Raw genomic sequence first — 12962 nt, 5'->3', positions numbered from 1 at the left:
GTCAGCGGATCGGGATCGGCTGACCGCGCTCGGATTCCGGGCGGGGACCGAAGATCCGGCGTTCGGCGGCGGTGATCGGCACGTCGTCGATGCTGGCCTCGCGGCGGCTCATCAGTCCTTCCGCGGTGAACTCCCACAGCTCGTTGCCGTAGCTGCGCCACCACTGCCCGGTCTCGTCGTGGCACTCGTACTGGAAGCGCACCGCGATGCGGTTCTCCCGGAAGCTCCAGAGCTCCTTGCGCAGCGCGTAGTCCTGCTCGCGGGCCCACTTCTGGCGCAGGAACTCGACGATCTCCGCGCGCCCGGTGACGAACCGGTCGCGGTTGCGCCACACCGAGTCCACTGTGTACGCCGCGGCGACGCGCTCGGGATCCCGGGTGTTCCACGCGTCCTCGGCGGCCTGGACCTTCTGCGCGGCGGTGCGCTCGTCGAACGGCGGGAAGGGCGGGCGGGACATGGCAGGGCCTCCTCGTGGAGAACGGTCGTTCTCCGGGTAGCGTAGAGAACGACCGTTCTCGCCACAACCCCGGAAGAGCACCGCATGGACCGCGACGAGGCCGCCGACAAGCTGCTGGACACCGCCGAAGCCCTGTTCTACGAGCGCGGCATCCAGGCCGTGGGCATGGCCGAACTGCGCACCGCCTCCGGCGTCTCGCTCAAGCGCTTCTACCAGTGCTTCGCCTCCAAGGACGAGCTGGTCGAGGCCTACCTGCGCCGCCGCGACGCGCGCTGGCTGGCCGCGCTGGCCGCGCACGTCGAGCGCAGCGGCGAGCAGCCCGTGCTCGCGGTCTTCGACCGGCTGCACGAGTGGTTCGGCGAACCGGGCTTCCGCGGCTGCGCGTTCCTCAACTCCTTCGGCGAGCTCGGCGGCGTGGCGCCCGCGGTGGCCGAAATCGCCCGCGAGCACAAGCGGGCCCTGCACGACTACCTGCGCGAACTCACCGAGCGGCTCGACGTGGCAGACCCCGGCCGGCTCGCCGAGCAGCTGCTCATCCTGGTCGAGGGCGCGATCGCCACCGCCGCCGTGCACGGGCGGGCCGACGCCGCCCGCGCCGCGCGATCCGCCGCCGCCGCGCTGGTCGACGCCGCGCCGCGAGAACGGGTGACCGGGGCCACAATTCAGTACTGAGGCGTGCGGGCCAACCCGACCTGCCGGGGCGAGGGTGAGGAGGCCACCCATGTCCATCATGCGTGTCAAGTCGGTCGAGCAGTCCATCAACGATGCGGAAGCCCCGGAATTCCGGCTCCGGCGCGTGCTGCGCGCCGTGGACCTGCTGGGCATCGGCATCGGCGCGATCATCGGCACCGGCATCTTCGTGCTCACCGGGGTGGCCGCGGCCACCGACGCCGGGCCGGGCATCTCGATCTCGTTCGTCATCTCCGGCATCGCCTGCGGGCTCGCCGCGCTGTGCTACGCCGAGTTCGCCTCGGTGGTGCCCGTCGCCGGCTCCGCCTACACCTTCTCCTACGCCTCGCTGGGCGAGTTCTTCGCCTGGCTCATCGGCTGGGACCTGATGCTGGAGTTCATCATCGGCGCTTCCACGGTGTCGGTCGGCTGGTCGCAGTACTTCGTCGAAGCGCTCAGCGCGATGGGCCTGGCGCTGCCCGAGGCGCTGACGGCCGCGCCCGGCGCCGGTGGCGTGGCGAACGTGCCCGCCGCGATCATCGCGCTGCTGCTGACGATCGTGCTGGTGATCGGCATCCGGCTGAGCGCCGCGGTCACCAACGTCGTCGTGGCCATCAAGCTCGCCGTGGTGCTGTTCTTCATCATCTTCGGCGCGTTCTTCGTCAAGACGGCCAACTGGAGCCCGTTCATCCCGCCGCACCAGCCGCCGGAGCCCGGAACCGTCGCCGCGCCGCTGGAGCAGCCGCTGATCAGCGCGATCTTCGGCCAGACCGGGTCGTTCGGGCTGAGCGGCCTGGTGGCCGGTGCCGCGCTGGTGTTCTTCGCCTACATCGGCTTCGACATCGTCGCCAGCGGCGCGGAGGAGACCCGCAGGCCGCAGCGGGACATGCCGATCGGCATCCTCGGCTCGCTGGCCGTCTGCTCGGTCCTGTACGTGCTGGTGTCGCTGGTGATGACCGGCATCGTCAAGTACGACCAGCTCAACACCGCGGCCCCGATGGCCACCGCGTTCCAGGCGATCGGCGCGCCGTGGGCGGTCGGGCTGGTCTCGCTGGGCGCCATCGCCGGGCTGACCACGGTGATCCTCATCCTGATGCTGGGCCAGGCCCGGGTCGGGTTCGCGATGAGCCGCGACGGGCTGCTGCCGGTGTGGTTCGCCAAGGTGCACCGCAAGTACCGCACGCCGTACCGGATCACCGTGATCACCGGCATCGTGGTGGCGATCATCGCCTCGCTGACCCCGATCAACGTGCTCGCCGAGATGACCAACATCGGCACGCTGTGCGCCTTCGTGCTGGTGTCGATCGGCGTGCTGGTGCTGCGCCGGACCCGCCCGGACCTGCCGCGGGCGTTCCGGGTGCCGTGGGTGCCGGTGATCCCGGTGCTGGCCGCGGCGGCCTGCCTGTACCTGATGCTGAACCTGGAGGGCTGGACCTGGATCCGCTTCGGCGCCTGGATGCTCCTCGGCCTCGTCCTCTACTTCGTCTACAGCAGGCACAACAGCCGCCTCGCCCGCGGCGAGACCATCGAAGAAGCCGCCGACGACCTATGACGGCATCACCCGGGGCCGCGGCTCAGGCGCGGAGCTTCTCGTCGACGTAGCACCAGGTCCAGGACTCGCCGGGTTCGAAGGAGCGGACCACCGGGTGCGCGGTCTCGTGGTAGTGGGCCGTGGCGTGCCGGTGCGGGCTGGAGTCGCAGCAGCCCACGTGGCCGCACTCCGTGCACATGCGCAGGTGCGCCCACGCGTGCTCGCCCGCGGCCAGGCAGTCCTCGCACCCGTCCGCGCGGCTCGGTTCCGGCGCTCGGTCGGCCGCATCGCGCAGGTGCGCGCAGCTGGTGGACATCGCAGGCTCCCTCTTGGTGCGTTCGGGCGAGAATGTCGTCTCGACGGTAACCGCGCGGTTCGGCCTTCCGCACCAACACGGAGCGACCATGCACGATCTTCCCGCACTCATGGCACTGCTCGCCGGGTCCCTGGGCGTGACCGCGGTCGCCCGGCGCATCGGCCTGTCCGCGCCGCTGGCGCTCGTGGTGGTCGGGCTGGCGGTGTCGTCGATCCCCGGGGTGCCGGACTACGCGCTCGACCCGGACGTGGTGCTGCTGCTGATCCTGCCGCCGCTGCTGTACTCCGCGGCGCTGAACAGCTCCACCATCGGCATCCGGGCGAACCTGCGGCCGATCGGGCTGCTGGCCTTCGGACTGGTCCTGTTCACCACGGCCGTCGCCGGGGCCATCGCCTGGTGGCTGGTGCCGGACCTGCCGGTGAGCGCGGCGCTGGTGCTCGGCGCGGTGCTCGCACCGCCGGACGCGGTCGCGGCCATCTCCATCGGCCGGCGGCTCGGGCTGCCGCGCAAGATCATGACGGTGCTCAGCGGCGAGAGCCTGGTCAACGACGCGACCGCGCTGACCGCGTACCGGGTGGCCGTGGCCGCTGCGGTCGGCGTCGGCTCGTCGCTGCTGGGCGGCGTCGGAATGTTCCTGATCGCCACGGTGGGCGGGGTGGTGATCGGCTACGCCATCGGCTGGCTGGTGCAGCGGATCAGGCGGTTGCTGCGCGACGACCTGCTGGAGAGCGCCACCGGGCTCATCGTGCCGTTCTTCGCCTACCTGCTCGCCGAGGAGGTAGGCGCCTCCGGCGTGCTGGCCGTCGTGGTGGCGGGCCTGTACCTGGGGCACCACGCGACCTCGGGCAGCGCCGCGACCCGGTTGCAGGACCGGGCGGTGTGGAGCGCCGCGGACACGCTGCTCGAAGCGGTCGTGTTCGCCCTGATCGGACTGCAGCTGCGCAATGTCGCGGAGAGCGTTTCGCTGGACCTCGGGCCGCTGCTCGTCGCCGGGTTGGCGCTGACCGCCGGCGTGGTGCTCGCGCGGGTGGTGTGGGTCTTCCTGGTGATGTACCTGCCGGAGCTGCTGCGCGGCCGCCGACCGAGCTGGCGGGACAAGGTGGTGGTGTCGTGGGCGGGCATGCGCGGCGTGGTGTCGTTGGCGGCGGCTTCGGCGATCCCGACCGCGACGCTGAGCGGGGAACCGTTCCCGCACCGCTCCGAGGTGCTGTTCCTGACGTTCTTCGTCACCCTGGCGACCCTGCTACTGCACGGCAGCACGCTGCCCTGGCTCATCAACAAGCTGGACGTGCGCGGGACCGAGGACTACACCGATGCGCTCGCCGAGGCCGAAGCCCAGCACAACGCGGCCCGCGCGGCGCGAGAGCGCCTGGACGAGCTCGCCGCGGAGTCGGCGCTGCCGGAGAACGCCGTGGAGCAGCTGCGAAGCGCAGCGCAGCAGCGCAGCAACCAGGCGTGGGAGCGGCTGGGGCGATCGTCCGACGAAGTCGGCGAGAGCCCGACGGCGGCGTACCGCCGCCTGCGCGGCGAGATGCTGGCCGCGGAGCGGGCGGTCTTCGTGCAGTTCCGCGACAACCGCCGCATCGACGACGAAGTCCTCCGCCGCGTGATGCACCAGCTCGACCTGGAAGAGCTCTGGCTCTCCCGCGACTGACCCGGGCCCAGCGCACCACCGGGCGCCCCTGCAATGGCGCACCGCCGGGGTGATCCTGCGATGGCGCACCGGGGTGATCCTGCGATTTCAATTGAACTTGCCCACGGTCCCGGCGTGTCGGACGCCGACGCGCCGGGCTGGCAGGCAATTTCAATTGAAATCAGACGTCCGATTTCAATTGAAATCGCGGCGGACCCCGGCCTCAGACCAGGAAGCCGAGTTGGGAGGAGAGCTCCTTGGCCGCGATGCGCATCGCTCCCACGACCTCTCGCATGCGCTTGCGGGAGAAGCGGTAGGACGGGCCCGAAGCGCTCAGCGCCGCTATCACCTCTCCCTCCTGGTTGTAGACCGCCACCGCCGCCGCGTTGAGGCCGAGCTCCAGCTCTTCGTAGCTCGTCGCGTAGCCGTCGCGGACGATCAGCTCGAAGTCCTTGCGCAGCTGGCCCGCGCTGGTGACGGTGCGGGTCGTGTAGCGCTCCAGCGGCCGGGCCAGCAGCTCGTCCTGGTCCTCGTGCGGCGCGTGCGCGAACAGCACCTTGCCGCTGGAGGTGGCGTGCAGCGGCGTGCGCTGGCCGACCCAGTTGTGCGCGGTGACCGCTGCCGTGCCGCGCGCCTGGCTGATGTTGATGGCGACGTCGTAGTCCCGGATCGCGATGTTGACCGTCTCGCCCAGGTCGGCGGCCAGCGACTCGCAGAACGGCCTGCCCAGCCTCGGCAGGTCCATGCGCTCGGTCGCCGCCCCGGCCAGCCGCACGATGCCGAAGCCGATGGCGTACTTGCCGCGCTCGCCCAGCTGCTCGACCAGGCCGCGCGCTTCCAGCACGCTGACCAGCCGGGACGCCGTCGACTTGTGCACTCCCAGCTCACCGGCGATCTCGGTGATGCCGGCTTCTCCGTTGCGCGCCAGCAGTTCCAAGACGGTCACAGCCCGATCGACGGACTGCACCAGAGCGCCAGAACTCCTCCCGCGTGATTCAGCTGCGCTACTCACCGGTCAACCGTATCCGCTCGCGGTGCACATTCCAGAACCGTCCAGCTCTTCGCGTGGGCGGGGGCCTCGGCGGCCGCCCCAACTGCGAGATCGGAAAAGCTCATCCGTTGTCCCTCTTGACGTTGTCGCGGCCAGAGGGTCAGATTTGTTGCACATACTACGCGCTGTTCCTCATTGTGCAACGGAGGTCGGCTTGTCGTCATTCTTCGTGGCCGCACCGGCCGTGAGCGCCGCATGAGGGCGGTCGCCGTCGTCGGTTCCTCGGTGGCGGGCTGGCGAGCCGCTCAGGAGCTGCGCGAGCAGGGCTTCGACGGGCGGCTGGTGATCATCGGCGCCGAGCCGCACCGGCCGTACGACCGGCCACCGCTGTCCAAGGAATTCCTCGCCGGGAAGCTGCAACCGGAGGAACTCGCGCTGGGCAGCGAGCAGGAGGAGGCCGAGCTGGCCGCGGAGTGGCGGCTGGGCATCGCGGCGGTCCGGCTGGACACCCGGCGCGGCGCGGTGGTGCTCGCCGACGGCAGCGAGGTCCGCGTGGACGGCGTCGTGCTGGCGACCGGTTCGGCGCGGCTGAGCCTGCCCGGCGGGGGCGAGGTCCCCGGCTGCCACCGGATGCGCACCATCGACGACGCGCTGGCGCTGCGCGAGGACATCAGCGCCGGTGCGCGGGTCGTCGTGGTCGGCGGTGGGCTGATCGGTACCGAGATCGCCTCCAGCTGCCGGGCGCTGGGCGCTCAGGTCACGCTCGTCGACGCCCAACACCTGCCGCTGGCGCGAACTCTCGGCATCGAGCTGGCACCGCTGTACTTCGCGCTGCACGAGGACCACGGCGTGCGGGTGCGGTGCGGAACGCCTGCGATCCGGGTGCTGGCCGAGGACCGGGTGACCGGCGTCGAACTGGCCGACGGTCGGGTGCTCCCGGCGGACGCGGTGGTGGTCGAGGTCGGCGCGGAACCCGCGACGCGCTGGCTGCGCGGTTCCGGCCTGAAGCTGCGCGACGGCGTGGTCACCGATTCCGGTTGCGCCACCGCGATCCCGAACGTGGTGGCCGTCGGCGACATCGCCCGCTACCGGCCGCCGCACCACCGCCGCACGGTGCGCAGCGACCACTGGTCGACGGCGATGAACCAGCCGCCGGTCGCGGTCCGCAACCTCCTCGCCGGGCGGACGGTGGCGGACTACACCGGCGTCCCGCACTTCTGGTCGCGCCAGTACGGCTCGACGTTGCAGTTCGCGGGCTACGCGGGCCCGAAGGACCGGATCACCGTGGTCGACGGCTCGCTGGCGTCCCGCCGCTTCGTGGCCGCCTACCACCGCGGCGGCCGCCAGGTCGCGGTCCTGGCGATGAACAGCCCCAAGCAGTTCACCACCCACCGCCGCCGCCTCACCACCACGCTCACCACCGCGAGCCGCGGTGAAGGACACCTTTGAGGAACCTACTCGCTCCGAGGCGCCCTTCACCAGCTCCGGCTCACCCTGCGGTGAACTCCTGCATGGCGTCGAGGAGGAGATCCACCAGGTAGGAGGCGAAGGAGTTGCGGACCAGGAGGCGGTAGGAGGGCTTCCGGTCGAGGCACCAGAGGATCGCCTGGGTCCTGCCGACCAGGGTCTGCGCGCAGCGGGCCGGCGGGAACGCCCTGGGATGCAGGTCCAGGGAGCAGACCTTCTCCAGGACGTCGCGGGCCCTGGGACCGGACAGGCGCAGCGCGGTGCGGTTCGCCGATACGTCCACTGTGGACCCGAGTGAGTCCGCGAGGGCTTCGTCCAGGGCTGGCAGCAGCACCGGCGCTCGGCCGTCGGGTCCGACCAGGAGCCACTCGTCGGGGCCCAGCCACAGCGCCGCCGCGGTCTCGTCGCCGGAGACCAGGTTCGGTTCGTGGTGCGGCAGCGCCAGGTCCAGGGCGTGCTCGATGCGGGCCACCGCGGGGCTGCCCGGGTGCACCCGGAGGTTCACCTGCGTCAGGAACGGCTCCTCGGCCAGCGCGACGGCCGGCCCGCTGCGGGCGGCGAGCTCGTCGGCCCGCGCGGCCAACGGGCTGCGGCGCAGGGTGTCGGCCTTCCGGCCGGCCTGACTAGCGACCGTCACGGCGGGCTCCTTCCACGTCGTAGAACACCGGATCGGTCACCTCGACCGGGATGCGCCGGCCGCCGACCGGCACGTGCAGCACCTCGCCGATGCGCCCGCGGCCGCCGCGGACCAGCGCCATCGCGAAAGTGCGCTCCAGGATCGCGCTGCGGTAGCTGGAGGTCACGTGCCCGAGCATCGGCACCGGCGGCGTCAGCGGCACGTCGGGCTCCACCAGGTGCGCGCCCTCCGGCAGCAGCTCGCCCGGGTCGACCGGGAGCAGCCCGACCAGCTGCTTGCGGTCGGCGCGGGCGGTGTCGGGGCGGGCGAAGGAGCGCTTGCCGATGAAGTCCTTACGCTTGGAGACCACCCAGTCCATGCCCAGGTCGTGGGGTGTCACGGTGCCGTCGGTGTCCTGGCCGACGATCACGAAGCCCTTCTCCGCGCGCAGCACGTGCATGACCTCGGTGCCGAAGGGCGTGATGCCGAAGTCCTGCCCGGCTTCGCGGACCGCCTCCCACAGCGCCAGGCCGTACCAGGACGCCACGTTGACCTCGTAGGCCAGCTCGCCGGAGAACGAGATCCGGCTGATCCGGGCCGGAATCCCGTTGCCCAGCACGGTTTCCCGGAACTCCAGGAAGCCGAAGGCCTCGTTGGAGACGTCCAGGTCCGGGGCCAGCCGGCCCACCACCGCGCGCGAATCGGGGCCGACCACGGCCACCGCGGCCCACTGCTCGGTCACCGACGTGCAGTGCACGGCCAGGTGCGGCCACTCGGTCTGCAGCCACTCCTCCAGCCACTCCAGCACCGCCGCGGCCCCACCGGTCGTGGTGCTCATCAGGTAGCGGTCCTCGGCCAGCCGCATCGACACCCCGTCGTCGAAGACCATCCCGTCGGCGCGGCACATCACCCCGTAGCGGGCCTTGCCGACCTGGAGCTTGGCGAAGGCGTTGGTGTAGATGCGGTTGAGGAACTCCGGCGCGTCCGGCCCGACGACCTCGATCCGGCCGAGCGTGGACACGTCCTGCATCGCGACCCCGGTGCGCGCGGCCAGGCACTCGCGGTGCACCGCGGCGGCCATGTCCTCGCCCTGGAGCGGGTAGTACCGGGGCCGCTTCCACTGCCCGACGTCCTCGAACTCCGCCCCGTGCGCCACGTGCCAGGAGTGCATCGGCGTGGTGCGCACCGGATCGTGCAGCGCTCCCCGGTCGCGCCCGGCCAGCAGCGCGAACGGCACCGGGCTGTGCGGCGGCCGGAAGGTCGTGGTGCCGACCTCGCCCGGCGACTCCGCGCCCAGCGCCTCGGCGATGATGCCGATGGCGTTGACTCCGGAGGTCTTGCCCTGGTCGCTGCCGGTGCCGATGGTGGTGTAGCGCTTGACGTGCTCGACCGAGCGCATCCCGGCGCCGATCGCCCGCCACACGTCGGCGACCGTGGCATCCCGCTGCAGGTCGACGAAGTGCTGCGTCCACTCCGCCGGTTCGCCGGACTCCCCAGGCACCAGCCACACCGGCCGCGGCGCGCTGACCGGCCGGTCGCCGGCCACCGGCGGCACCGGCGGGGCGGCGATCCGGAAACCGCTGGCGGTGGCGGCTTCCGCGCCCGCGGCCAGCCCTTGGGCGAGGCAGCCCGCGAGGTCGTAGGTGCCGCGCGCCGCCCCGATCACCTTGGGCCGCCCGGCTTCCTGCTCCGGCACGAACCCGGCCACCAGCCGGTCCCAGCGCAGCGCACCGCCGGCCTGGCTGAACAGCTGCACCGCCGGGTTCCACCCGCCGCACACCGCGAGCAGATCGCACTCCACGTCGACCGGTGTTCCCGCACCCTCGACACCGCCGATGCGCGCCGACGTGATGCGCCGGTCGCCGGTGGTCCCGATGACGGCGGAGCCGGTGAACACCTGCGCTCCCAGGGAATCCGCCAGGTCGACGAGCCGCTGCGGCGGCTCCGGGCGCGTGTCGACCACCGCGCGGACCCGGGCTCCGGCGGCGGCGAGATCGGCCGCGGTCAGGTACGCGCTGTCGGACGTGGTGACCACGACCGCGTCCCGGCCGGGCAGCACCGCGAACCGCTTGAGGTAGGTGCGCACCGCCGAGGCGAGCATGATGCCGGGCCGGTCGTTGTCGGCGAAGACCATCGGGCGCTCGTGGGCTCCGGTGGCCAGCACCACCCGCTGCGCGCGCACGTGCCACAGCCGCCTGCGGTTGCCGCGCCGCTCGGCGACGAGCAGGTAGTTGTGGTCGTAGAGGCCGACTGCAGCGGCGCGCGTGAGCACCCGCATCTCCGGCATGTCCACGAATTCCCTCGCCGCGCGGGCGATCCACTCCCCCGCGCTGCGTCCGTCGATGCGTTCGGCGCCGTCCAGCAGCGCTCCGCCGAGCTCGCGGCCCTGCTCGACCAGCAGCACGCGCGCCCCGCTGCGCCCGGCGGCGAGCGCGGCGGCGATCCCGGCCGGGCCCGCGCCGACGACGACCACGTCGGCGTGCGCGTACTTCTTGTCGTAGACCGCTGGATCCGGTGCGCCGCTGAGCCAGCCGACGCCGGACAGGCTCGCCACCTGCAGGCCGTCGTGCAGTTCCAGCGCGGTGGCGGGCACCATCGGCTCCGGGCCGCCGCTGAGCACCTGCACGAGCGCGTTCGGCTCGGTGCCGTCGGCGGTGACGATGCCGCGCGGCCGGTCCCGGTAGATCGACGGGCCGACCTCGATGCGGCCGTTGGCCAGCAGCGCCGACGCCAGCGTGTCACCGGGGCGGCCGGTGAGCTCGATGCCGTCGACGGAGAACCGCAGCGTGCGCGAGCGGTCGATGCGACCTCCCGCCGGAAGCCGTGTCATGGCACCACCTTCTCGGGACGCATCTCGTTGGTCGCGGTGTCGCGGACGACGTTGAACCAGCGGCGGCAGCCCGCCGCGTGCACCCAGCGCTCGTGGAACGTCCCGCGCGGGTTGTCGCGGACGAACAGGTATTCCGCCCACGCCGCGTCGTCCAGCTCGGCGGGGTTCTCGGGGTGGTCGACGTGGGCTTGGCCGCCGTAGTGGAACTCGGCCTCGTCCCGGTCCCCGCACCACGGGCAGTGAATCAACAGCATCGAGCGCTCCAAACTCGCGAATGTTCCTCGTACTCCGCAATTTCAATTGAAATTGACCCGCGAATTTCAATTGAAATTGCGTCAGTGGGCGACGGCGGCGGCTCCGTGCTCGTCGATGAGGGCGCCGGTGGTGAAGCGGTCCAGGCCGTAGGGCTCGTTGAGCGGGTGCGGGCGGCCGGTGGCGATGGTGTGCGCGTAAACCCAGCCGACGCCCGGCGTCGCCTTGAAACCGCCCGTCCCCCAACCGCAGTTGAGGTAGAGGTTCTCGTACGGCGTCGGGCCGATGATCGGCGAGGCGTCCGGCGTGACGTCCACAGTGCCCGCCCAGGTCCGGATCACGTGCGCTCGCGCGAAGATCGGGAACAGCTCCAGCGCCGCCGCCATCTGCCGCTCGATCACGTGCACCGAGCCGCGCTGGCCGTAGCCGTTGTAGCTGTCGATGCCCGCCCCGAGCACCAGCTCGCCCTTGTGCGCCTGGCTGCAGTAGACGTGCACGTGGTTGGACATCACCACGCACGGGTGGACCGGCTCGAGCAGCTCGGACACCAGCGCCTGCAGCGGATGGCTCTGCAGCGGCAGGCGGAGGCCGAGCTGATCGGTGAGCAGCGACGTGCGCCCGGCAGCGGCGAGCGCGACGCGGCCGGCGCCGATCGGGCCGAGGGAGGTCTTGACGCCGGTGACCCGGTCGCCGTCGAGCCGGAACCCGGTCACCTCGCAACCCTGGATCAGGTCCACGCCCATCTCGTCGGCCTTGCGGGCGAAGGCCCAGGCGACGTGGTCGTGCTTGGCGATCCCGCCGCGGCGCTGCAACGTCGCGCCCAGCACCGGGTACCGGACGTCGGCGGAGAGGTTCAGGATCGGGCACAGCTCGGCGATCTCGGCGGGCTCGACCCACTCCGCGTCGATCCCGTTGAGCTGGTTGGCGAACACCCGCCGCCGCGAGTCGCGCACCTCCTGCTCGGTGTGCACCAGGTTGAGCACGCCGCGCTGGCTGAGCAGGAAGTCGTGGTCCAGCTCGGCGGGCAACCGCTCCCACAGGTCCAGCGCGTGGTCGTAGAGCGCGGCGCTCTCGTCGAAGAGGTAGTTGGAGCGGATGATCGTGGTGTTGCGGGCCATGTTGCCGCCCGCCAGCCAGCCGCGTTCGAGCACCGCGACGTCCCGGATGCCGTGGTTGCGCGCCAGGTAGTAGGCAGTCGCCAGGCCGTGCCCTCCGGAGCCGACGATCACCACGTCGTAGTGCCGCTTCGGTTCGGGGTTGCGCCACAGCCTGGGCGGCGGTTCGGGCAGAGGAGTGGAAACCACCGCGGCCTCCAAGACGGGAGTGACCAGGGGGAACCGTGTTGTGCGTACTGATATATCAGTCTGTCGGGTAGGCTACGAGACGTGTCCGCAGGCGTCAATTCCCGATCCGGCCCCTCGCAGGCCGAGCGCGCCTACCTGACGTTGCGCGACCTGATCCTGACGCTGCGGCTGCCGCCCGGCGCCCCGGTGGCCGAGGAGCCGCTGACCGGTGAGCTCGGCATCGGCCGCACGCCGTTCCGGGAGGCCGTCAAGCGGCTGGAGTCGGAGTCGCTGGTGGCGATCTACCCGCGGCGCGGCACCTTCGTCACCGAGGTCAACATCACCGACCACGCGCTGATCGCCGACGTGCGCCGCCGCCTGGAGGGGCATGCCGCGCGCCGCGCCGCCGAGCGGGCCACCGACGCCGAGCGGGCCGAGCTCGACGAGCTGCGCGCGCTCGTCGAAGATCTCTCCGGCGACCAGCCGGTGATCATGGACGTCGACGCCCGGGTGCACCGCACGATCTACCGCTGCACGCACAACCGCTACCTGGAGAGCACTCTCGGCCAGTACTACAACCTGGCCCTGCGCATCTGGCACCTGTTCTTCGACCGCCTGCCGAACGTCGCCGAGCACGTCGGGGAGCACGCGGCACTCCTCGAAGCGATCGTCGCCGGGGACACCGACCGCGCCGACCGGATCGCGGTCGCCCACGTCGACCACTTCGAGAAGTCCATCCGCCGAGCGATCTGACCGGTCGTGAGTGCTTTGCGGGGCCATAGCACCCCAAAACGCTCACGGCAGTTGACCAGGCCGAGCCGCGAATTGGCCCTGTCGTGTCCTTGACGTGCGCCCTTGCCGAGGAGCACCGTTGCGGTAGACGCAGTGGGTTGTCGTAGACGCAACAAGGCGGCAGC

At 71.6% G+C, this 12962-nt stretch carries 12 protein-coding genes; 5 read left to right on the top strand and 7 right to left on the bottom strand.

Translation table 11 applies throughout. From position 1 onward, the window contains the following. Position 1: 1 nt before the first annotated feature. The gene (locus tag C4T78_RS15945; protein WP_093345421.1) at positions 2 to 457 is read right to left on the bottom strand and encodes a nuclear transport factor 2 family protein; all 456 of its coding nucleotides are present in this window, start codon (positions 455 to 457) and stop codon (positions 2 to 4) included. An 84-nt stretch (positions 458 to 541) separates the two neighbouring features. Between C4T78_RS15945 and C4T78_RS15940 the strand changes: the two genes are divergently transcribed. Together C4T78_RS15940 and C4T78_RS15935 are read left to right on the top strand one after the other, a co-directional pair. Continuing rightward, on the top strand, positions 542 to 1129 hold the full coding sequence (locus C4T78_RS15940; RefSeq protein WP_093345419.1) for a TetR/AcrR family transcriptional regulator: 588 nt from the start codon (positions 542 to 544) through the stop codon (positions 1127 to 1129). A gap of 49 nt (positions 1130 to 1178) precedes the next feature. Beyond that, complete coding sequence (locus tag C4T78_RS15935; protein ID WP_093345415.1) at positions 1179 to 2678, top strand: amino acid permease; 1500 nt, start codon at positions 1179 to 1181, stop codon at positions 2676 to 2678. A 22-nt stretch (positions 2679 to 2700) separates the two neighbouring features. Here the strand turns inward: C4T78_RS15935 and C4T78_RS15930 are convergent, their stop codons facing one another. Next, positions 2701 to 2973: a UBP-type zinc finger domain-containing protein gene (locus tag C4T78_RS15930; protein ID WP_093345412.1), complete on the bottom strand. Its 273-nt coding sequence runs from the start codon at positions 2971 to 2973 to the stop codon at positions 2701 to 2703. Positions 2974 to 3061: 88 nt separating this feature from the next. Here C4T78_RS15930 and C4T78_RS15925 point away from each other — a divergent pair, with 88 nt between their 5' ends. Then, entirely contained in the window at positions 3062 to 4627 is a 1566-nt protein-coding gene (locus C4T78_RS15925) for a Na+/H+ antiporter (protein ID WP_093345410.1), read from the top strand. Between the two features lie 202 nt (positions 4628 to 4829). Here C4T78_RS15925 and C4T78_RS15920 read toward each other — a convergent pair whose 3' ends face one another. Beyond that, positions 4830 to 5573 (bottom strand): IclR family transcriptional regulator, encoded by a 744-nt coding sequence (locus tag C4T78_RS15920; protein WP_093345407.1) that lies wholly within the window; start codon positions 5571 to 5573, stop codon positions 4830 to 4832. A 279-nt stretch (positions 5574 to 5852) separates the two neighbouring features. On the opposite strand from C4T78_RS15920, the gene C4T78_RS15915 reads away from it, so the two are divergent. Continuing rightward, entirely contained in the window at positions 5853 to 7046 is a 1194-nt protein-coding gene (locus C4T78_RS15915; protein WP_093345405.1) for an NAD(P)/FAD-dependent oxidoreductase, read from the top strand. Positions 7047 to 7086: 40 nt separating this feature from the next. On the opposite strand, the gene C4T78_RS15910 is transcribed toward C4T78_RS15915, so the two are convergent. The 4 genes from C4T78_RS15910 to C4T78_RS15895 form a co-directional block, all read right to left on the bottom strand. Beyond that, on the bottom strand, positions 7087 to 7701 hold the full coding sequence (locus C4T78_RS15910) for a sarcosine oxidase subunit gamma (protein ID WP_093345402.1): 615 nt from the start codon (positions 7699 to 7701) through the stop codon (positions 7087 to 7089). Continuing rightward, positions 7688 to 10510: a 2Fe-2S iron-sulfur cluster-binding protein gene (locus C4T78_RS15905; RefSeq protein WP_093345400.1), complete on the bottom strand. Its 2823-nt coding sequence runs from the start codon at positions 10508 to 10510 to the stop codon at positions 7688 to 7690. The genes C4T78_RS15910 and C4T78_RS15905 overlap by 14 nt, the downstream gene beginning before the upstream one ends. After that, positions 10507 to 10764: a sarcosine oxidase subunit delta gene (locus C4T78_RS15900; protein ID WP_093348216.1), complete on the bottom strand. Its 258-nt coding sequence runs from the start codon at positions 10762 to 10764 to the stop codon at positions 10507 to 10509. Before C4T78_RS15900 ends, C4T78_RS15905 begins: the two co-directional genes overlap by 4 nt. Positions 10765 to 10845: 81 nt before the next feature. Then, on the bottom strand, positions 10846 to 12066 hold the full coding sequence (locus C4T78_RS15895; protein ID WP_093345397.1) for a sarcosine oxidase subunit beta family protein: 1221 nt from the start codon (positions 12064 to 12066) through the stop codon (positions 10846 to 10848). Between the two features lie 81 nt (positions 12067 to 12147). On the opposite strand from C4T78_RS15895, the gene C4T78_RS15890 reads away from it, so the two are divergent. Beyond that, the gene (locus tag C4T78_RS15890) at positions 12148 to 12798 is read left to right on the top strand and encodes a GntR family transcriptional regulator (RefSeq protein WP_093345395.1); all 651 of its coding nucleotides are present in this window, start codon (positions 12148 to 12150) and stop codon (positions 12796 to 12798) included. Positions 12799 to 12962 lie beyond the last annotated feature (164 nt).

It is taken from the genome of Saccharopolyspora kobensis (assembly GCF_900108315.1).
Classification (GTDB): Bacteria; Actinomycetota; Actinomycetes; order Mycobacteriales; family Pseudonocardiaceae; genus Saccharopolyspora; species Saccharopolyspora kobensis.
This window is presented reverse-complemented; position numbering and strand designations above follow the sequence as displayed.